Raw genomic sequence first — 19345 nt, forward strand, 5'->3', positions numbered from 1 at the left:
CGCCCCGCGGCGCCGCCGGGCGCCCCGCGGCGCCGCCGGGCGCCCCGCGGCGCCGCCGGGCACCCCGCGGCGCTCAGGCCCCGTCGTGCAGCCGCGCCAGGGTGTTCTCGACGCTGCAGTAGACCGCGCGCGCCGTGGCCGTCCAGTCGTTGTCGACGAGGTCGAGCGTGCTGCCGCCGACCGCGGCGTAGAGCCCCACCGCGTCGGCACGGCTGCCGGGCGTCGCCACGTACCGGGTGCGGACGATGAGCGCCGAGTTGTCGTGGTGGCGGACGTCGATCACGCTCGGCCGCTGCGTCGTGCGGCTCGTCAGCCCGGTGACGAGGGTGTCGACGACGGTCAGGTCGTGGTTGCCCGTGTAGATGTTGAGCGCCCGGGCGATCGACCCGTTCAGCACCGAGCGGGCGACGACGAGCCCCGAGGTGAAGTAGACGCAGACCGCCGCGTCGAGGGTGTCTCCCCCGTAGCCCGTGACGGTGTTGTCGAGGATCGCCCCGGTGCCCTCCTCGACGGCCGTGCCCGAGCCGAACCCCGCGCCCTTGAAGACGATGCCGTTGCGCGGCACGGCGAGCGTGCCCGCGTCGACGGTGTTCGACGCGACCACGCAGTCGAGCGGCGCGTAGGTGGTGGCACCGTCGGGGCTCTTGCAGGGCACGACGGCGATCCCCACCGCACAGCCCGTCAGGCGGTTGCCGACGATCGTGACCTCCCGCCCGCCGTGCGTGTCGATTCCCTCCCAGAGCGGCACGTCCGAGACGACGTTGTCGGCCACCGTGATCCGCTCCGAGCGCGGCGCGACGTCGATCGACTGGTTCCAGTACCGGTTCACGGCGATGCCGTACGAGTTCGGGAACGACCCCGACTGGTGCACGCCCGTGACCTCGTTGCCCCGCACCGTGCCGTCGAGGCAGGAGAACAGCATCACGCCCGCGTACGCGAGGTCGGTGAGCACGTTGCCGTCGACCGTGAAGTCGCGCACGTGCTCGAGGTACACGGCGCCGTACGAGAAGCGCGAGATCGAGCAGCCCGACACGCGCAGCCGTCGCACGGGAGCCCCGACCGTCGCGACCACCTCGACCCCGCGGGCCTTCCCGCTCGTCGCGGAGCCGGACCCGACCACGGTGGCTCCCCGCAGCGTGACGTCGTCGGCCCGGACGACGAGGGCGCTGACGTCCCGGGTCGTCCGCAGCTCCACGCCGGCCTCGAAGAGCAGGGTCATCGGGCGGTCCACCACGACCGGCACCGCGGTCGTCTCGGACCGGTCGACGACGAGGGTGCCGTGAGCCTCCGTGCCCGCGATCGCCGCCGCGAGCGTCGCGGAGGCCGACGAGCGACGCACCCCCGACGGGGCCCCGGGAGTCGCGGTGCCCGCTGCGCCGGGAGCCCCGCTCGCCGGGGCGGTCGGCTCCCCCGCCGCGTGGGCCGCGTCGCCGCGACCGACCGGGCTGCTCGCCAGCACCCCGGCCCCGAGCGTGCCGAGCGCGGCGGCCAGCATCGCCCTCCGGCCGAGCCGGCCTCCCGTGTCGGCGCTGCCCCGCAGGTCGACCGGCCCCGAGGACGGCCCCGACATGTCGTCGGGTGCCGTGTCGGGGGTGACCCCGTGACCACGCCGCACATCGTCGACTCTTACATCACTCACGCTTTCATGCACGATCCACGCTAACACTGACCGTCGCGGCGGCGGAAGAGCCCCGAAGGGGGCAGGACGACGAAGAGCCCGACCTCGTCGGTCGGGCTCTCCGGGTGACGTCGGCCCGCAGGGCGGTCGACGTCGAGGGCTGCGCGCTAGGCGGACTTCTCCGTGCGCTGCTCGACGAGGCGCGGAACGATGGTCGGCGCCGCGTTCTCCATGACGGAGGCGCGAGTGACGACGACCTTGCCGACCGTGTCGTCGGAGGGCACGTCGAACATGATCGGCCCGAGGACCTCTTCCAGGATGGCCCGGAGCCCGCGGGCCCCCGTCTGGCGGAGGACGGCGAGGTCGGCGATCGCCTCGAGGGCGGCGCTGTCGAACTCGAGCTCGACGCCGTCGATCTCGAACATGCGCTGGTACTGGCGCACGAGGGCGTTCTTCGGCTCGGTCAGGATCTGCATCAGGGCTGCCTGGTCGAGCTGCGTGACCGTCGTCACCACCGGGAGGCGGCCGATGAACTCGGGGATCAGGCCGAACTTGTGCAGGTCTTCGGGGAGGACCTCGCTGAACAGGGCCGCCTCGTCCTCCTTGCTGTGGAGGGGAGCCCCGAAGCCGATGCCGCGCTTGCCGGCCCGGTTGCTGATGATGTCCTCCAGGCCGGCGAACGCTCCGGCGACGATGAAGAGGACGTTGGTGGTGTCGACCTGGATGAACTCCTGGTGCGGGTGCTTGCGACCGCCCTGCGGCGGGACGGACGCGACGGTGCCCTCGAGGATCTTCAGCAGGGCCTGCTGGACGCCCTCGCCCGACACGTCACGGGTGATCGACGGGTTCTCGGCCTTGCGGGCGATCTTGTCGATCTCGTCGATGTAGATGATGCCGGTCTCGGCGCGCTTGACGTCGTAGTCCGCCGCCTGGATGAGCTTGAGGAGGATGTTCTCGACGTCCTCGCCGACGTAGCCCGCCTCGGTCAGCGCCGTCGCGTCGGCCACCGCGAACGGGACGTTGAGGCGCTTGGCGAGGGTCTGGGCGAGGTACGTCTTGCCGCAGCCCGTCGGGCCGATCAGCAGGATGTTCGACTTCGAGATCTCGACCTCGTCGGCGAGCGACTCGGCCGCCGTCAGCGTCGACGCGGCACGGATGCGCTTGTAGTGGTTGTAGACGGCCACCGAGAGGGCGCGCTTCGCGGCGTCCTGCCCGATGACGTACTCCTCGAGGAACGAGTAGATCTCGCGGGGCTTCGGCAGGTCGAACTCGCTCGTGGGCTCTTCACCGGCCTCGGCCAGGCGCTCCTCGATGATCTCGTTGCACAGCTCGACGCACTCGTCGCAGATGTAGACCCCGGGGCCCGCGATGAGCTGCTGCACCTGCTTCTGGCTCTTGCCGCAGAAGGAGCACTTGAGCAGATCTGCGCTCTCACCGATCCGTGCCATGCCCGGCCTCCCTGTCAGCTGGTCGTCGACCCCTTTCGGCCGTCGTCCCCCGAGCCTAACCCGATCGTCCGACACTCCCGCACCCGCACCGCCCTCCGGGCCGGATCGACCCGCGCCGGGCGCACCGGGGAGGACGACGAAGGACCCCGGGCGCGTGCCCGGGGTCCTCCGACGTCGTACCTGACCGGCGGTGGCCGGTCGGTGCAGGGGTCAGCGCGTGAGCGCCGGCTGGTTCTTGCGCGAGGTGAGCACCTGGTCGACGAGGCCGTAGGCCAGCGCCTCCTCGGCACCCAGGATGTTGTCGCGCTCGATGTCGCGGTTGACCTCTTCCGGCGACTTGTTCGAGTGCTTCGAGAGGGTCTCCTCCAGCCAGGTGCGCATGCGGAGCACTTCCTTCGCCTGGATCTCGATGTCGGACGCCTGGCCGCCGCTGCTGCCGCCGGTCGCGGGCTGGTGGATCAGCACGCGGGCGTTGGGCAGGGCGAGGCGCTTGCCGGGCTGGCCGGCCGCGAGCAGCACGGCCGCGGCGGACGCCGCCTGGCCGAGGCACACCGTCTGGATCTCGGGGCGGATGTACTGCATCGTGTCGTAGATGGCCGTCATGGCCGTGAACGAGCCACCGGGCGAGTTGATGTAGAGAGTGATGTCGCGGTCGGGGTCCATGCTCTCGAGCACGAGCAGCTGGGCCATGATGTCGTCGGCCGAGGCGTCGTCGACCTGCACGCCGAGGAAGACGATGCGGTCCTCGAAGAGCTTCGCGTACGGGTCCTGGCGCTTGTAGCCGTAGGCCGTGCGCTCCTCGAAGCTCGGCAGGATGTACCGGGAGCTGGGGGCCTGCAGTCGACCCGCGCCACCCATCATCGGGAGTTCCATGAGTTCTTCTCTTTCTGTGCTGATGATCGGGTGGGGGCTAGTCCTGGTCGGTGCCGGCGCCGCCGATGACGTCGGTGGCCGAACCGCGGATGTGGTCGACGAAGCCGTACTCGAGGGCCTCCTCGGCGGTGAACCAGCGGTCGCGGTCGCCGTCCTCGTTGATCTGCTCGACGGTCTTGCCCGTCTGCGCCGCCGTGATCTCGGCCAGGCGCTGCTTCATCGAGAGGATGAGCTGGGCCTGGGTCTGGATGTCGGAGCTGGTGCCGCCGAAGCCGCCGTGGGGCTGGTGCAGCAGGACGCGGGCGTTCGGCGTGATGTAGCGCTTGCCCTTGGTGCCGGCGGTGAGCAGCAGCTGGCCCATCGAGGCGGCCATGCCGATGCCGACGGTCACGATGTCGTTCGGCACGAACTCCATCGCGTCGTAGATGGCCATGCCCGCCGTGATCGACCCGCCGGGCGAGTTGATGTACAGGTAGATGTCCTTCTCGCTGTCCTCAGCGGCGAGGAGGAGGAGTTTCGCGGCGATCTCGTTGGCGTTCTCGTCGCGCACCTCGGACCCGAGCCAGATGATGCGGTCTTTGAGCAGTCGGTCAAAAACACTGTTGGGCAGTGTCACGTCGGCCATGGTGGAGCTCCCATTCGTTGTCGCTTGCTGTTGAACCTATCGGGTGCAACGCGGCACTTCCGGACTGTTCGCCCACGGCAATAACTGACTGCCGGCCGCGCCCGGGAGACGACGGAGGGCCGGGTGCAGATGCACCCGGCCCTCCGGTCGTCACGCCCGATCAGGCGTGGTCGTGACCCTCGTGGTCGTCGTCGCCGCCGACGCCCGCCGTGGCGGTGAAGGCGGACAGGTCGACCTCGGCGCCCTCGCCGTCGACGACCTTCGCCTTCGACAGCACGACCGCCAGGGCCTTGCTGCGGGCGACCTCGCCGACCATGGCCGGGATCTGGCCGTTCTGGTCGAGCACCTTGATGAACTCGCCGGGCTCCATGCCGTACTGCGCGGCGCCCTGGATCAGGTACTGGGTGAGCTCGTCCTGCTCGACCTTGACCTCTTCCTTCTCGGCGATCGCGTCGAGGAGGATCTGGTTGCGGAAGGCCTTCTCGCTGCTCTCCTTCACCTCGGCACGGTGCTCCTCGTCCTCGAGGCGGTTCTCCTGCTCGAGGTGACGGTGCACCTCGTCCTCGACGAGCTTCTCCGGGACGGGGATCTCGACGGCCTCGAGCAGCTTCTCGACGACCTGGTCACGCGCCTGGGCTCCCTGACCGAAGGTCTTCGACTTGGCCAGCTGCTCCTTGAGGTCGCCCTTGAGCTCGTCGATCGTGTCGAACTGGCTGGCGATCTGCGCGAAGTCGTCGTCGGCCTCGGGCAGCTCGCGCTCCTTGACGGCGGTGACGGTGACGGCGATCTGAGCCGTCTCGCCCTCGCGGTCGCCGCCGAGCAGCTTCGACTCGAAGGTGGTGCTCTCACCGGCGGTCAGCGACTCGAGGGCCTCGTCGATGCCCTCGATGAGCTCGCCGGAGCCGATCTCGTACGAGATGCCCTTGGCCGAGTCGACCTCGTCGTCGCCGATGGTGGCGGTGAGGTCGATCTGGGCGAAGTCGCCCGTCGTCGCGGGACGGTCGACCGTGACGAGCGTGCCGAAGCGCGTGCGCAGGTTCGACAGCTCTTCGTCGACCTCCTCGTCGGAGATCTCGACGCTGTCGACCGTGAGCTCGAGGCCCTCGTAGTCGGGCAGGTCGAAGTCGGGGCGCACGTCGACCTCGACGGCGATCGTCAGGTCGCCCGAGAAGTCCTTGACGTCGGGCCAGGCCACGACGTCCGCCTCGGGGCGGCCGAGGACGCGGATCTCGGTCTCGGCGACGGCCTCGCGGTAGAACTTGTCGAGGCTCTCGCTGACCGCGTGGTTCAGGACCTCTTCGCGACCGACGCGCTGGTCGATGATGGGCGGCGGCACCTTGCCCTTGCGGAAGCCGGGGATGTTGATCGACTCGGCGATGTGACCGTAGGCGTGCGTGACGCTGGGCTTCAGCTCGTCGGGGGTGACGACGATGTTGAGCTTGACGCGCGTGGGGCTGAGCTTCTCAACCGTGGTCTGGACCAATGTAGGGCTTCTCCTGTGTTGGTGGCGCTGAACTCACGACCGAGACAGCGGGGGTAGACGACTGTCGGGGCGACAGGACTCGAACCTGCGATCTTCCGCCCCCAAAACGGACGCGCTAGCCACTACGCTACGCCCCGTGCATCACCTGACTCGGCCCGCCCCCGGTCACCCCGTTGAGGTCGGGTGGGAACAGGCCTCGGTGAGTCTAGCCGACCCACGGCCGCCCGTGACTGAGCGGGCCGAGCCCATGGTTTATAGTTGGTGCCACCGCTGCGGCACGGCCGCTCCGGGGATGTAGCTCAATGGTAGAGCCTCAGTCTTCCAAACTGATGGCGCGGGTTCGATTCCCGTCATCCCCTCGTATGGGTTCGACGCCTCCGGCGTCCGTCGCCTTCGGCGACGTGAATGAATCTTCCTCCGGGCGTTGTTCTGCCTCGTCCGTCGCGTAGGCGACGCCGATGTCGTGCTCGGTCGGCGCCTCCGGTGCAGGTCGCGTTCGCGCGACCCTGCGGGCCCTCGGTCAGTGGTCGAGGGGGGCGAAGTAGGCGTCGAGGGGGGAGGCGCGGAGGGCGTCGCCGAAGAGGGTCGCGCCGGCCCGGGTGAAGTGGACGCGGTCGGGTGACAGCAGGGCGCCCGAGTCGTCCGTGATCGGCGTGCGCCCGTCCCGCCACAGGGGGCTCCACGACACGTAGTGCTCGGCCGGCACGAGGGCCGACGAGCTCGCCTCGCGCTCGGCCACCCACCCCGGCAGCCGGTTCGTCAGGCCGGCACGGTCGTCGCCGCGGCGCTGCACCACCCAGTTGAGGTTGTCGCCGAAGTTCTTCGGCCCGCCGTAGAAGACCGCCTTGCCCTCCGCCGTCATGCTCGCGAGCTCGCCTCGCAGGCAGGGCTCGTACTCGTCGCCGATCGACACCAGCACCACGTTGGCGCCCGCCCAGAGCGCCGACCCCTCGAGCTCGGGGTTCGCGGCGCGGAAGCAGACCCCCGCGTCGAAGGACGGGCCGTGCAGGTGCCGCAGCTCGAGGTCGGCCCGCGGGTACGTCTCGAGCACGCTGTTCGCCAGGTCGCGCGACCAGCTGTCGCCCACCACGAGCACGTTCGTCGCGCCGGGCCGGTCGAAGGGCTCGCGGCCCGTCTCGCTGATCCGCCGGTTGTAGTCGATCGAGGCCTCGGCCGGGTCCTCGCCGAGCCGTGCGGGCAGGCCGCCCGACCCGGCGAGCACGGCTCCGGCGACGACGACCACCGCGACTCCCCCGCCCACCACCGGCACGAACCGTCGGAGCGACATCCGCGCGGGGCGGCGGAAGGGCTCCTCCACGAACCGCCACGACAGCCAGCCCACGCCCAGCGCGACGGCCATGAGCACGACGAAGAGCCAGGCCGGCGGGGCCTCGGGCGTCAGCACGCGGGCGAACACGAAGAGGGGCTGGTGCCACAGGTAGACGCTGAAGGTGACGACCCCCACCGCGACGAGCGGCCGGGCCGAGAGGAGGCGCGTCACCGGCGACCCGGAGCGCGCGAACGCGATGACGAGCGCCACGCCCGCCACGGCCGCCGCCACGACCGGCAGGCGGAACCCCTCCTCGGCCGGGGCCCCGACCAGCGAGGCCACGACGAGACCCAGGCCGAGCAGCGCGAGCCAGCGCGCCCGGCCGTCGGGCACGGCGACGAGCCAGCGCCACCCCCGACGAGCACCCACCGCGAGCAGACAGCCGACGAGGATCTCCCACGCCCGCGCGGGCAGGAGGTAGTAGGCCGAGTCGACGTCGACGAGCCCCTGGTGCAGGGCCAGGACGAGGCTGGCGAGCGTCGCCGCGACCAGCGCGATCGTCCGCACCCGGGCGGGCACCCGCGGAGCGACGACGAGCACGAGGGGGAAGAGCAGGTAGAACTGCTCCTCGACGCCGAGGCTCCAGGTGTGCAGGAAGGGCTTGAAGTCGGAGGCGAGGTCCCAGTAGCCGGAGGTCAGCCAGAGCAGCACGTTGTTGCCCGAGGCCAGCGTCGCCACCAGCGACTGCCCGTAGTTCTCGAGCTCGTCGGGCAGCATCACGAGCACGGCCACGGGCAGGGTCGCCAACATGACGACGACGAGGGCGGGGAGGATGCGGCGGGCCCGGCGGACGAGGTAGCGACCGACCCCGAAGCGCCCGAGGTCGCGGTCGCGCAGCGCGATGCTCGTGGCGAGGTAGCCGCTGATGACGAAGAAGAAGTCGATGCCCGAGCCGCTCAGCCCCCGGAACCCCGCGTGCGACCACATCGTCGTGAGGATCGCGACGGCCCGGAGCCCGTCGAGCTCGGCCCGGTAGCGGAAGGGGACCACGGTGGTGCTCCGATCGTCGTCGAGGCCCCGTCCGGACCCACAGACCCACCATCGTAATATGTCTCATGATGCTGACCGTGCCAGTGAGCGCAGATGTCATCCCGACGGTGTACGTGGAGGCTCCCGCGATGCGGCACGATCGACCCATGGACCGCGCGACCCCCGCCCGCGTCGCGCTCGTGGGCGCGGCGCTGGCCCTGCTGACGACCGGCTGCTCCGCGGGGGCCGTGACCACCGCCTCCCCCGCTCGGGTATCCGCGGCCGCGCCGGGCGCGGCCAGCACGCTCGTGCCCGTCGCGGCGGGCGACGGCCACGGCGTCCGGGTCGCGATCGTGGGCGACTCGCTCACGGCCGGCGGCGGTCGCCTGCTCAGCGACGGGCTCGACGCCGACACGTGGATGACGTACGCGCAGGGCGACGGCGTCGAGTACGTCGGCGGCTGGGCGCGGGGCGGCAGCACGGTCGAGCAGCAGGCCGCCGCCGTGCAGCCCGTCGCCGACGTCGACGTCCTCGTGCTGATGTCGGGCACGAACGACGTGCGCACGGGAGTCTCGTTCTCGGCGGCCCGGGCGTCGTACGAGTCCATCATCGACACCGTCGGCGCGCGCGAGGTCGTCGTGGCCGCCATCCCCCCGTACGACCGCGACCCCTCGGCCGCCGCCCGCTACGAGCGCGACCTCGAGCGCTGGGTCGCGACGACCGACCACGTCTTCGTCGACCCGTGGCGCACCGTGCGCTCGGGCGAGGCCTGGGTGCCCGGGGCCAGCGTCGACGGCATCCACCCGACCACGGCCGGCTACGAGCGGCTCGGCCGGTCGCTCCGCGAGACCATCCTCGACGTCGGCGCCGCCCCCGAGGTGCTCCGGGCCGACGAGGGGCCCGTCGAGGGCACGCCCGACGGGGTCGCGCCGGGGAGCGTCGACGGCGGCAGCTGACCCCCGGGGAGGCGCGGTGCGGGTCGCGCCCCGCCCGCCCCTAGCGCTGCAGGTAGGCCAGCACCGCCAGCACGCGGCGGTGGTCCGTCCCGCTGTCCTCCAGCAAGAGCTTCTGGAAGATCGACGTGACGTTCTTCTCGACGGCGCCCGTGCCGATCACGAGCTGTGCGGCGATCGCCGCGTTCGTGCGGCCCTCGGCCATGAGGGTCAGCACCTCGCGCTCGCGGGGCGTGAGGGCCGAGAGCGGGTCACTGCGGCGCCCGAGCAGCTGCGAGACGACCTGCGGGTCGAGCACCGTGCCGCCGGCGGCGACGCGCTCGAGGGCGTCGCGGAACTCGTCGATCGACGCGATGCGGTCCTTCAGCAGGTAGCCGACGCCGCCCGAGCCCGACTCGAGGAGGTCGCGGGCGTAGGCGACCTCGACGTACTGCGAGAGCAGCAGGATGCAGGTCTGCGGGCGCCGGCGACGGATCTCGATCGCCGCCCGCACCCCCTCGTCGGTGTGGGTCGGCGGCATGCGGACGTCGAGCACGGCGACGTCCGGGGCGACGGCGTCGAGGTCGGCGAGCAGCGAGTCCGCGTCGCCGAAGGCCCCCACGACCGCCACCCCCAGCTCGTCGAGCAGCCGCACCAGGCCCTCGCGCAGCAGCACGGAGTCGTCGGCGACCGCGACGCGGAGGGCGGGGTCGAGGGGGCCGTCGGTCATCCCGGCAGTCTAGGGAGCCGTCGACCCGCCCGTCGCGCCTCGACCTCGACCACGGCCCGCACCGCGGGGCAGCGGCTCGGTCACGGCGGTCGGCGACACGTCGGGCAGCGGTTCGGTCACGGCGGCGTACGGGGGCAGCGGCAGGGTGGGCGACGTGCCCGGCGTCGCCGCGGTCGGCGTCGGTTCCGCCGTGGTCGGGGAATCCGCCGAGGGAGGCGCGACAGAGCTGCCGAGGTCGGTCACCAGCGGGATGCTCACGGTCACGATGGTCGGGCCGCCCTGCGGGCTGGAGATGTCGAGGAAGCCGCCGAGCCCCACGAGGCGCTCCTGGACCCCGGCGAGGCCGTGCCCGTCGCGGAGGCCCGCGCCGCCGCGGCCGTCGTCGGTGACGACGAGCTCGAGCAGGGTGCCGACGCCGTCGGGGGCGGTGCGGGTGCGGAGCGCGAGGTCGGCCGAGCTGGCCTCCGAGTGCTTGCCGATGTTCGTCACGAGCTCCGACGCGATGAAGTAGGCGTTGCGCTCGATGTCGGCGGGCACCACCACGTGGGCGGGCACCCGGTTCACCAGCGTCGTCGAGATGACGGCGCGGTCGACGAGCGACTCGAGCGCGGCGACGAGGCCTCGGTCGAGCAGCAGCGGCGGGGCGAACCCGCGGGAGAGGGCGCGCAGCTCCTCGAGGGCCTCGCGGGACTGCACCCGCGCCTCCTCGATCAGGGCCTTGCTCTTCTCCGGGTCGCCGTCGACGGCGCGGGCGGCGGCGGCGAGGTCCATCTGGAGGCGCACGAGCCGCTGCTGCGGCCCGTCGTGGATGTCACGCTCGAGGCGACGGAGCGCCGTGCCCTCGGCGGAGAGCGCCGCGGTGCGCGAGATCTCGCGGTCGGCCAGCTCGACCTCGAGCTGCTCGGAGCGGAACCCGCCGAGCACGGCGGCGGCGATCGCCTGGTGCACCACGACCGCGGCGTGCACCACGTACGGGTAGACGAGCACCACGCCGGCGAAGACGGCGAGGGCCACGATCACCAGGGCGGCGGCCCCGCCGGCGCCGATCGCCGACGGCCAGTCGCCGAGCGGGAACGGGGTGACGGCGCCGAAGAACAGCACGATGCCGAGCACGAGCAGGAGGGGGCCGCCCAGCAGCAGGGCGAGCAGGAAGGTCGTCACGCCCGCGACGGTCGGGAAGATGATCAGCGCGTAGAGCAGGTACAGCCAGTAGTGCGGGTTCGCGAAGACCGACACGGCGCGGACGAAGCGCGAGCTCGACCGGCCCCAGGCCGTGTTCGGGGTCCAGTCCACGGGGCGGATCGGGCGGTCGCTCGCCCAGCGCAGCCGCAACACCTCGAAGGTGCCGAACCAGCGGGCCAGCCAGAGGGCGCCGAAGACGACCACGGCGAGGAAGAGGAGGGTGACGAGCGAGTCGCTCGAGCCGCTCAGCACGTGGAAGAACAGCGCGGCGCCCAGCGACACGATCACGACCAGCACCGCCGAGAGGGCCACGTAGCCGAGCTCGCGGGGCAGCTCGCGCCAGCGGCGACGGTAGCCGCCCGGGCGGGCGGGCGGCGACAGGTAGGGGTTCTGGACGGTGATGGGGCGCTCCTGGGTCATGGGACGAGCCTCGCGGGTCCGGGCCTCGCTCCCCATGGTGCCAGCGCCCGGACGCCCGGTGGGGTTATCCCCCGCTGCGACCCGGACGAGCGGCCCCGACGGGGCCGCGGCCGGCGCCGGTGAGGGCAGGCGACCCTCACGAAGTGCAGCCTCAGCTTGCTTGCGGAATCCCCTCAGCCGAATAGCGTTGCACCCATCGTCTAGGAAAGGACTCGTCATGACCGATCTCCGCATCACCGTTCCCCAGGGCTCCGTCGACCCGGACGTCGCCGCCGGCGTCGCCCAGTTCCTCAGCCCGATCGTCACCGACCTGACCGCCCTCTCCGTCAACGGCAAGCAGGCGCACTGGCACGTCCGGGGCATCGCCTTCGTCGCCGTGCACGAGCTCATCGACGTCGTCGTCGACCACGCCCGCGAGTGGGCCGACCTGGCCGCCGAGCGCGTCGTCGCCCTCGGCCTCCCCGTCGACGCGCGCATCGAGACCGTCGCCGCGAAGACCTCGATCCCCACGACGTCGCCCGGCTTCAACCAGATCGACCGCACGATCGCCGAGCTGGTCGCCCAGATCGACGCCGCCCTGGTCGGCGTCCGCACCGCCATCGACGAGCTCGGCGAGCTCGACGCCTCCAGCCAGGACGTCGCGATCGAGATCTCACGCGGCCTCGAGAAGGACCGCTGGTTCCTCGCGGCGCACGTCGCCGGCTGAGCCGACGTCGGCTGACCCCGGCACCTGCCTGACGAGAGGCCGCCGCCCCCACCGGGGCGGCGGCCTCCGTCGTCAGGGCGTGCGGTGCGTGAACCGGCCGCCGACGAGGGTCGCGGCGACCGGGAACCCGCGGAGGTCGTCGGCCGCGAGCGGGTCGGCCTCCGTGACGACGAGGTCGGCGACACGGCCCGCACGGACGAGCCCCTGCCCGTCGACCGAGGCGAGCAGCGCGGCCCGTGCCCCGATCCGCTGCTCGGGGTGCCAGGCGGCACGGCCGTCGCGCGACCGCGAGACGGCGGCCGCCATCGTCACCCACGGGTCGAGCGGAGCCACCGGGGCGTCCGACCCGAGGCGCAGCTCGACGCCGGCCGCGACGAGCGACGCCAGCGCGAAGGCACGATCGGTGCGGCCGACCCAGAGGGCGTCCGCGACGTCGCGGTCGTCCATCGCGTGCTCGGGCTGCACGCTGGCGACGACGCCGAGGCCGGCGAACCGCGCGACGTCGGCCCCGCTCAGCAGCTGCGCGTGCTCGACGCTGCCGCGGCAGCCCACGGCCTCGAACGCGTCGAGGGCCCGCTCGTTCGCCCGGTCGCCGATCGCGTGCACGGCCGGCACGAGGCCCGCCGAGGAGGCGCGGCGCATCCACGCGACGAGGTCGCCCTGGTCGTAGCTCGCGACCCCGCTCGCGCCCGGACCGCTCAGCCCCGGGTACGGGTCGTGGCACCACGCGGTGCGCGTGTTGAGCGACCCGTCGGTGATGATCTTCGCCGGCCCCACCGTGACGAGCCCCCGGGTGCCCGGCACCACGTCGCCCGTGCGGAGCCCCCGCTCGACGGCCACCTCGAGGTCGTGGGGGTAGACGCCGCAGCGCACCCGCAGCTGGTCGACGCCGCCCCGGACGCGACGGGCCCATCGGTCGAGCGAGAACGACATCTCGAGGTCGACGACGCCGACGACGCCCCGCGCGGCCGCGGCGGCGACGGCGTCGCCCACCCAGCCGTCGAGGACGGCGTCGCTGACCGCGCTGACAGCGGTCGACACGGCGAACGCGTCCTGCTCGCGCAGCAGGCCCGTCTCGTGGCCGGCGTGCCCGTGGGCGGCCAGCGCGGCGCTGTCGAGCCAGGCCGCGTGCAGGTCGGCGCTGACCAGCACGACCGGCACGTCGCCGCTGACGGCGTCGAGGAGCGCCCGGTGCGGCTGGTCGGGCCAGAGCGCGTCACGGAAGCCGTAGCCGACCAGGGGCTCCCCGGGCGCGGGCGGCGCCTCGCGGAGGCGCGCCCCGACGAGGGCCGCGGCCTCCGCGGCGCTGGTCGCCCCGCCGACGTCGAGGCGGCGGCGCACGAGCGCCCACTGGTCGAGGTGCGCGTGGGAGTCCCAGAGGCCGGGGCCGAGCCACCGGCCCTCGAGGTCGACGACCTCGGCGCCGACGGGCGACGCGAGCTCGCCCCGGGGCGCGAGCTCGACGACGACCCCGCCGTCGAGGAGGGCGTCGACGGGAGCGGAGCCGTCGGTGCCGACGAGGCGGGCGTTCGTCAGGAGGACGGCCCGCGCCTCCTCGGGCTCTGGGCTCATCGGGGGTGCACCCGGCGCATCTCGGCCGCGAGCGCCGGCTGCGCGTAGTGCTCGCCGTGCTCGAGCTCGGCGACGATGCGGTCGACGACCTCGGGCGGCTTGTTCTGGCTGAGCTTCAGGCGGGCGTCGAACCGGGTCACGCGGAGTCGGACGCCCACCGTGCCGCGGGCGACCCGGCGCGCCCCCTCCTCGTCGAGCTGCAGCGAGCTGGGCTCGGGCATCACGCGCTCGAAGTGGTCGACGAGCTCGCCGAGCACCCGGAAGTTCTCGTCGTCGGAGAGGATCTCGGGGGTGGCCCACAGATGGGCGGTGACGTGGTTCCAGGTCGGGATGATCTGCTCCGCCGGGTACCAGCCGGGCGAGACGTAGCCGTGCGGGCCCTGGATGATGATCATCACCTCGCCCTGGCCCAGCTCGAGGCTGCGCTCGTCGGGGCGGCCGACGTGGCTGACGAGCGAGAGCGACCCGTCGTCGGTCTCCTCGAGGACGACCGGGTAGTGCGACGCGACCAGGCCCTCCGCCGTGTGGGCCACGATCGTCGCCCAGGGGTTCTCGCGCACGAGGCGCGCGACCTCGGCGACGTCGGACAGCACGCAGTGCGGGGTGTGCCTCATGCGACCGAGCCTGTCAGACCTGGTCGACCGGGCACCAGTAGAGCTTCCGCCCCGCGGCCATCTCCATCACGACGTTCGTGCCGCAGACCCGGCAGGGCAGGCCCTCGCGGTGGTAGACCCAGTGGCGGTCGGCCCGGCTGCGCAGCGCCTTCGCGTGCTGCGCCTTCGTCAGGCCGTCCATCGTCATCATCTGGCCGAGCTCGACGCCGCTCTTCAGGAGCTTCGTCCAGTCCTTGTACAGGGCCCTCAGGACGTCCTCCGGCACCTGGTTGCCGGGGGTGTGCGGGTCGAGACGGGCGCGGAAGAGCAGCTCGGCCCGGTAGATGTTGCCGATGCCGCTCACGACGCTCTGGTCCATCAGCAGCAGGCCGATCGGCGTGCGCTTCTTCCGCACCGTCGTGACGAACCGGTCGCTGCCCTTCTTCGGGGAGTCGACCAGAGGGTCGGGGCCGAGCTTCGCGACGGCGGCGTCGACGCCCGCGTCGTCGAGGACCTCGCACTTGGTCGGGCCTCGCAGGTCGCCGACCGCCGTCTCGCTCAGCAGGCGCACCCGCACCTGGCCGACGGGCTCGGGCGGGAACGACTCGATGTCGTCCTCCGCCTTCTCCTGCTCGGCCATGCGCACGCGGCTGCGGCGCGGCGCCCCGATGCTCGCCATCGAGTGCTCGCCGTCGTCGTCGGGGGCGTTCTCGGCCTTGCGGGTGGCGGAACGCCGCGTGCGCGACTCCGCCATGGAGGCGCCGGTCGCGATGTCGCCCGCGAAGTCCCAGGCACCGTAGAGCCCGAGGTGCACGTGCAGCCAGAGCCCGTTGTCGAACTCGAGGAACATCTGCTTGCCGACCGCCTTCGCGTCGACCATGGTCGCGCCGTCGAGCTTCTCCGCACCGGCGGTGAAGCGGCCCTGGGGCGAGCTCACCGCGACGCGGTGGCCGACGAAGGTCTGGGCGAACTGGTTGGCGATGCGGTGGACGGAGTGGCCCTCGGGCACGCGTCGCCCCTAGTCGACCGGGTGGCCGGCGATGGCCCCGGTCGTCTCGTACTCCGCGAGCTGCGCGATGCGGCGGACGTGGCGCTCGTCGTGCGTGAACGGCTCGGCCACGAAGGCGTCGATGAAGGCCAGGGCCTCCTCCTCGGTGTGCTGGCGCGCACCGATGGCGATGACGTTGGCGTCGTTGTGCTGACGCGCCAGCTTCGCCGTGGAGTCGTTCCAGACCAGCGCGGCCCGGACCCCCTCGACCTTGTTCGCGGCGATCTGCTCGCCGTTGCCCGACCCGCCGAAGACGACGCCGAGGGCCTCGTGCCCCGCCCGCTGGTCGCGAACGACGGCGCGGGCCGCGGCGATGCAGAAGGAGGGGTAGTCGTCGAGGGGCTCGTAGCTCGTCGGCCCGTGGTCGGTGACGTCGTGGCCGGCCCGGCTCAGGTGCTCGATGACCGTGGTGCTGAACTCGAGACCGGCGTGATCGGTCGCGACGTGGATGCGCATGACCTCGATCCTAGGACGGCGTCAGTCGAAGATCGGACCGACGGTGCGGGTCCGCTTGATCTCGAAGAAGCCGGGGTACGAGGCCGCCGCGACGACGCCGTCCCACAGGGTCAGCGCGACCTCGCCCTTCGGGGCGGGCGAGATGACCGGGCCGAAGAACGCCGTGCCGTTCACCGCGATGACGGGCGTGCCGACGTCCTGCCCGACGCGGCCGATGCCGTCGAAGTGGCTGGCGCGCATCTGCTCGTCGAACTCGTCGGTGTCGGCGTGCCGGGCGAGGTCGGCGGGGAGGCCCACCTCGGCGAGCGCCGCGGGGATGACGACGTCGGCGTCGGTCTCGCCGCCCGGGTGGATGCGCGTGCCGAGCGCGTCGTAGAGGGGCTTGACCACCTGCTGGCCGTGGAGCTCGCCGGCCGCCGTCACGAGGCGCGTGTAGCGGAGCATCCGGGCGAACATCGAGCGGTACTCGTCGCTCACATCGGCGTCCTCGTTCAGCACCGCGAGGCTCATGACGTGGAAGGTGACGTCCAGGTCGCGGTGCGCGGCGACCTCGTCGACCCAGCGGCTCGTCATCCAGGCCCAGGGGCAGGAGGGGTCGAACCAGAAGTCGACGGTGGTGTGGGGGGCGGGGGCGACGGTGTCGGTCATTCGCCCAGTCAACACCTGTGCCGGAGGGCGCACCTCCGGGGGCCGGCGGCGCCCGCCGGGCCGCGGGCCCCAGGTCTAGGCTCGTCGGCGGACCACGAGTCCGCCATGGACACCTGAAGACGGATGGAGCAAGCGTGCCCGGAGAGAACCTGACCCGAGTCGAGGCGCAGGAGCGCAGGAGCGTCGTCGACGTCCAGTCGTACGAGATCGAGCTCGACCTCACGCGGGGTGCCGAGGTCTTCGGCAGCTCGACGACCGTGCGCTTCACCGCGACGCCCGGTGCCTCGACCTTCATCGACGCGCTGACGCGCACCGTCCACTCGGTCACGCTCAACGGCGCGGCGCTCGACGTGGCCGCGGTGAACGACGGCGTGCGGATCCAGCTCGCCGACCTCGCGGCCGAGAACGAGCTCGTCGTCGTCGCCGACGCCGAGTACACGAACACGGGCGAGGGCCTGCACCGCTTCGTCGACCCCGTCGACGGCGAGGTCTACCTGTACTCGCAGTTCGAGGTGCCCGACAGCCGCCGCGTCTTCGCGGTGTTCGAGCAGCCCGACCTCAAGGCGACGTTCCAGTTCACCGTCACCGCGCCGGCCCGCTGGGAGGTCGTGAGCAACCAGCCGACCCCCGAGCCCGCCGTCGACGGCGACGTCGCGACCTGGACCTTCTCCCCCACCCCGGTGCTCTCGAGCTACATCACCGCCGTCGTCGCGGGCCCCTACGACGTCGTGCGCAGCGAGCTCACCAGCTCCGACGGCCGGACCATCCCGCTCGGCATCTTCACGCGCCGGTCGCTCACCGAGCACCTCGACGCGGACTACATCTTCGAGAAGACGCGCCAGGGCTTCGCCTACTACGAGGAGAAGTTCCGGTACGCCTACCCGTTCGAGAAGTACGACCAGCTCTTCGTGCCGGAGTTCAACGCCGGCGCGATGGAGAACGCGGGCGCCGTGACGTTCGTCGAGACCTACGTCTTCCGCAGCAAGGTGACCGACGCGATCAAGGAGCGCCGGGTCGTCACGATCCTGCACGAGCTCGCCCACATGTGGTTCGGCGACCTCGTCACGATGAAGTGGTGGAACGACCTCTGGCTGAACGAGTCGTTCGCCGAGTGGGCCTCCACGATCTCGACGGCCGAGGCCACCGAGTGGACCGAGGCCTGGACCACCTTCCAGGCGATGGAGAAGAGCTGGGCCTACCGCCAGGACCAGCTCCCGTCCACCCACCCCGTCGTCGCGACCATCAACGACCTCGAGGACGTCCAGGTCAACTTCGACGGCATCACCTACGCCAAGGGCGGCTCGGTGCTGAAGCAGCTCGTCGCCTGGGTCGGCATCGACGCGTTCTACGCCGGCGTCGCCGCGTACTTCCAGAAGCACCACCACTCGAACACCGAGCTGAGCGACCTGCTCGTCGAGCTCGAGGCGACCTCGGGCCGCGAGCTCACGAGCTGGAGCGAGAAGTGGCTCGAGACGGCGGGCGTCAACACCCTCCGCCCCGAGATCGAGACGGACGCCGACGGCGTCGTCACGGCGTTCGCCGTCCTGCAGGAGGCGCCCGCCGACTACCCGACGATCCGCCCGCACCGTCTGGCGATCGGCCTCTACGACCTCGACGGCGACGCCCTCGTGCGTCGGCACCGGGTCGAGATCGACGTCGACGGGACCCGCACCGAGGTCCCCGAGCTCGTCGGCCAGCACCGCGGCGCGCTCGTGCTCGTGAACGACGACGACCTGGCCTACGCCAAGATCCGCCTCGACGAGGCCTCGCTGGCCACGGCCCTGGAGCACCTCGCGAAGATCAGCGACCCCCTGGCCCGCGCCCTCGTCTGGGGCTCCGTCTGGGACGCCACGCGCGACGCCGAGACCGCGCCGCGCGACTACGTGCGCCTGGTGCTCGACAACATCGCGACCGAGACCGAGTCGACGACCATCCGCACGACGCTCGCGCAGCTGGCGCAGACGGCGCGGGCCTACGTCGACCCCTCGACCCGCGCCTCCACCGTCACGGAGGTCGGCGACGGCCTCTGGGCGCTGGCGCAGCGGGCCGAGGCCGGCTCGGACGCGCAGTTCCAGTTCGTCAAGGCGTTCGCCGGCATCGCGTCGACGCCGGAGCACGCGGCGACGCTGCAGGGCCTGACGGACGGCTCGGTGGCGCTCGACGGCCTGACCGTCGACACGGACCTGCGCTGGGAGCTGCTCGAGGGCCTCGTGCTCGTCGGCGCCGCGGGCACGGCCGAGATCGACGCCGCGCTCGAGGCCGACAACACGGCCAACGGTGCGCAGGCAGCGGCCCGTGCCCGGGCGACCATCCCCACCACGGAGGGCAAGCTGGCCGCGTTCCGGTCGATCGTCGAGAGCTCGGAGCAGCCGAACGCCATCGTGCGCGCGACCGCCCAGGGCTTCGTCCACACGAACGACCCCGCGATCCTGCAGCCGCTCGTCGAGCCGTACTTCGCCGCGCTGACGACGATCTGGGAGTCGCGGAGCTACCACATCGCCGACACGCTGGTCTCGGGGCTGTACCCGTCGCCCCTGGCCGACCAGGCGCTGGTCGACAGCAGCCGTGCCTGGCTCGAGGCGAACCCGGGCGTGCCGGCCCTGCGTCGCATCGTGAGCGAGAGCGTCTCCGGCGTCGAGCGTGCCCTGCGCGCCCAGGCGGCCGACGCCTCCTAGCCGCGCCGGTCGCTCGCGGCCACCCGTCGGACGGCGG

16 protein-coding genes and 2 tRNA genes are annotated in these 19345 nt (G+C 72.2%); 4 read left to right on the top strand and 14 right to left on the bottom strand.

The features are described 5' to 3' along the window. Positions 1 to 73: 73 nt before the first annotated feature. The 6 genes from F1C15_RS04200 to F1C15_RS04225 form a co-directional block, all read right to left on the bottom strand. Positions 74 to 1639, bottom strand: coding sequence for a right-handed parallel beta-helix repeat-containing protein (locus F1C15_RS04200; RefSeq protein ID WP_185233146.1), 1566 nt, complete (start codon positions 1637 to 1639; stop codon positions 74 to 76). A 146-nt stretch (positions 1640 to 1785) separates the two neighbouring features. Beyond that, positions 1786 to 3066, bottom strand: coding sequence for an ATP-dependent Clp protease ATP-binding subunit ClpX (clpX, locus tag F1C15_RS04205; RefSeq protein WP_056056451.1), 1281 nt, complete (start codon positions 3064 to 3066; stop codon positions 1786 to 1788). Positions 3067 to 3276: 210 nt separating this feature from the next. Continuing rightward, positions 3277 to 3939 (bottom strand): ATP-dependent Clp protease proteolytic subunit, encoded by a 663-nt coding sequence (locus F1C15_RS04210; RefSeq protein WP_056056452.1) that lies wholly within the window; start codon positions 3937 to 3939, stop codon positions 3277 to 3279. Between the two features lie 37 nt (positions 3940 to 3976). Then, positions 3977 to 4564, bottom strand: coding sequence for an ATP-dependent Clp protease proteolytic subunit (locus tag F1C15_RS04215; RefSeq protein ID WP_056056453.1), 588 nt, complete (start codon positions 4562 to 4564; stop codon positions 3977 to 3979). 160 nt (positions 4565 to 4724) lie between these two features. Then, positions 4725 to 6047, bottom strand: a complete 1323-nt coding sequence (tig, locus tag F1C15_RS04220) for a trigger factor (protein ID WP_056056454.1) — start codon at positions 6045 to 6047, stop codon at positions 4725 to 4727. A gap of 64 nt (positions 6048 to 6111) precedes the next feature. Further along, positions 6112 to 6184, bottom strand: a tRNA-Pro gene (locus F1C15_RS04225). A gap of 151 nt (positions 6185 to 6335) precedes the next feature. Between F1C15_RS04225 and F1C15_RS04230 the strand changes: the two genes are divergently transcribed. After that, a tRNA-Gly gene (locus F1C15_RS04230) sits at positions 6336 to 6406 on the top strand. A gap of 161 nt (positions 6407 to 6567) precedes the next feature. On the opposite strand, the gene F1C15_RS04235 is transcribed toward F1C15_RS04230, so the two are convergent. Then, positions 6568 to 8367, bottom strand: coding sequence for an acyltransferase (locus F1C15_RS04235; protein WP_185233149.1), 1800 nt, complete (start codon positions 8365 to 8367; stop codon positions 6568 to 6570). Between the two features lie 146 nt (positions 8368 to 8513). On the opposite strand from F1C15_RS04235, the gene F1C15_RS04240 reads away from it, so the two are divergent. Beyond that, on the top strand, positions 8514 to 9302 hold the full coding sequence (locus F1C15_RS04240) for an SGNH/GDSL hydrolase family protein (protein WP_185233153.1): 789 nt from the start codon (positions 8514 to 8516) through the stop codon (positions 9300 to 9302). Between the two features lie 40 nt (positions 9303 to 9342). Here the strand turns inward: F1C15_RS04240 and F1C15_RS04245 are convergent, their stop codons facing one another. Beyond that, positions 9343 to 10008 carry a response regulator transcription factor gene (locus F1C15_RS04245; RefSeq protein ID WP_185233156.1) on the bottom strand — a complete coding sequence of 222 codons (666 nt, stop codon included), beginning with the start codon at positions 10006 to 10008 and terminating at the stop codon, positions 9343 to 9345. A 9-nt stretch (positions 10009 to 10017) separates the two neighbouring features. Continuing rightward, positions 10018 to 11610 (bottom strand): sensor histidine kinase, encoded by a 1593-nt coding sequence (locus tag F1C15_RS04250; RefSeq protein ID WP_185233159.1) that lies wholly within the window; start codon positions 11608 to 11610, stop codon positions 10018 to 10020. A 217-nt stretch (positions 11611 to 11827) separates the two neighbouring features. On the opposite strand from F1C15_RS04250, the gene F1C15_RS04255 reads away from it, so the two are divergent. Then, complete coding sequence (locus F1C15_RS04255; RefSeq protein WP_056056459.1) at positions 11828 to 12316, top strand: Dps family protein; 489 nt, start codon at positions 11828 to 11830, stop codon at positions 12314 to 12316. 72 nt (positions 12317 to 12388) lie between these two features. Here the strand turns inward: F1C15_RS04255 and F1C15_RS04260 are convergent, their stop codons facing one another. From F1C15_RS04260 to F1C15_RS04280, 5 genes are read right to left on the bottom strand one after another with little or no spacing between them, the layout of a single operon-like run. Next, complete coding sequence (locus F1C15_RS04260; protein WP_185233162.1) at positions 12389 to 13888, bottom strand: amidohydrolase; 1500 nt, start codon at positions 13886 to 13888, stop codon at positions 12389 to 12391. Beyond that, entirely contained in the window at positions 13885 to 14502 is a 618-nt protein-coding gene (locus F1C15_RS04265; protein WP_185233166.1) for an FMN-binding negative transcriptional regulator, read from the bottom strand. Before F1C15_RS04265 ends, F1C15_RS04260 begins: the two co-directional genes overlap by 4 nt. Positions 14503 to 14515: 13 nt before the next feature. Next, the gene (locus tag F1C15_RS04270) at positions 14516 to 15490 is read right to left on the bottom strand and encodes an Fpg/Nei family DNA glycosylase (RefSeq protein ID WP_185233169.1); all 975 of its coding nucleotides are present in this window, start codon (positions 15488 to 15490) and stop codon (positions 14516 to 14518) included. A 9-nt stretch (positions 15491 to 15499) separates the two neighbouring features. Beyond that, positions 15500 to 15985, bottom strand: coding sequence for a ribose-5-phosphate isomerase (locus F1C15_RS04275; RefSeq protein WP_056056463.1), 486 nt, complete (start codon positions 15983 to 15985; stop codon positions 15500 to 15502). A gap of 21 nt (positions 15986 to 16006) precedes the next feature. Next, positions 16007 to 16633, bottom strand: a complete 627-nt coding sequence (locus tag F1C15_RS04280; protein ID WP_056056464.1) for a DsbA family protein — start codon at positions 16631 to 16633, stop codon at positions 16007 to 16009. A 134-nt stretch (positions 16634 to 16767) separates the two neighbouring features. Between F1C15_RS04280 and pepN the strand changes: the two genes are divergently transcribed. After that, the gene (gene pepN / locus F1C15_RS04285) at positions 16768 to 19308 is read left to right on the top strand and encodes an aminopeptidase N (RefSeq protein WP_185233171.1); all 2541 of its coding nucleotides are present in this window, start codon (positions 16768 to 16770) and stop codon (positions 19306 to 19308) included. Positions 19309 to 19345: the final 37 nt, after the last annotated feature.

Origin of the sequence: Frigoribacterium sp. NBH87, assembly GCF_014217665.1 — a bacterium.
Classification (GTDB): Bacteria; Actinomycetota; Actinomycetes; order Actinomycetales; family Microbacteriaceae; genus Frigoribacterium; species Frigoribacterium endophyticum.

Bases quoted from the DNA above. Each gene is read 5' to 3' on its own strand.
- clpX (WP_056056451.1), bottom strand. From the start codon at position 3,066: ATGGCACGGATCGGTGAGAGCGCAGATCTGCTCAAGTGCTCCTTCTGC.
- F1C15_RS04210 (WP_056056452.1), bottom strand. From the start codon at position 3,939: ATGGAACTCCCGATGATGGGTGGCGCGGGTCGACTGCAGGCCCCCAGC.
- F1C15_RS04215 (WP_056056453.1), bottom strand. From the start codon at position 4,564: ATGGCCGACGTGACACTGCCCAACAGTGTTTTTGACCGACTGCTCAAA.
- F1C15_RS04240 (WP_185233153.1), top strand. From the start codon at position 8,514: ATGGACCGCGCGACCCCCGCCCGCGTCGCGCTCGTGGGCGCGGCGCTG.
- F1C15_RS04245 (WP_185233156.1), bottom strand. From the start codon at position 10,008: ATGACCGACGGCCCCCTCGACCCCGCCCTCCGCGTCGCGGTCGCCGAC.
- F1C15_RS04250 (WP_185233159.1), bottom strand. From the start codon at position 11,610: ATGACCCAGGAGCGCCCCATCACCGTCCAGAACCCCTACCTGTCGCCG.
- F1C15_RS04255 (WP_056056459.1), top strand. From the start codon at position 11,828: ATGACCGATCTCCGCATCACCGTTCCCCAGGGCTCCGTCGACCCGGAC.
- F1C15_RS04260 (WP_185233162.1), bottom strand. From the start codon at position 13,888: ATGAGCCCAGAGCCCGAGGAGGCGCGGGCCGTCCTCCTGACGAACGCC.
- F1C15_RS04265 (WP_185233166.1), bottom strand. From the start codon at position 14,502: ATGAGGCACACCCCGCACTGCGTGCTGTCCGACGTCGCCGAGGTCGCG.
- F1C15_RS04275 (WP_056056463.1), bottom strand. From the start codon at position 15,985: ATGCGCATCCACGTCGCGACCGATCACGCCGGTCTCGAGTTCAGCACC.
- F1C15_RS04280 (WP_056056464.1), bottom strand. From the start codon at position 16,633: ATGACCGACACCGTCGCCCCCGCCCCCCACACCACCGTCGACTTCTGG.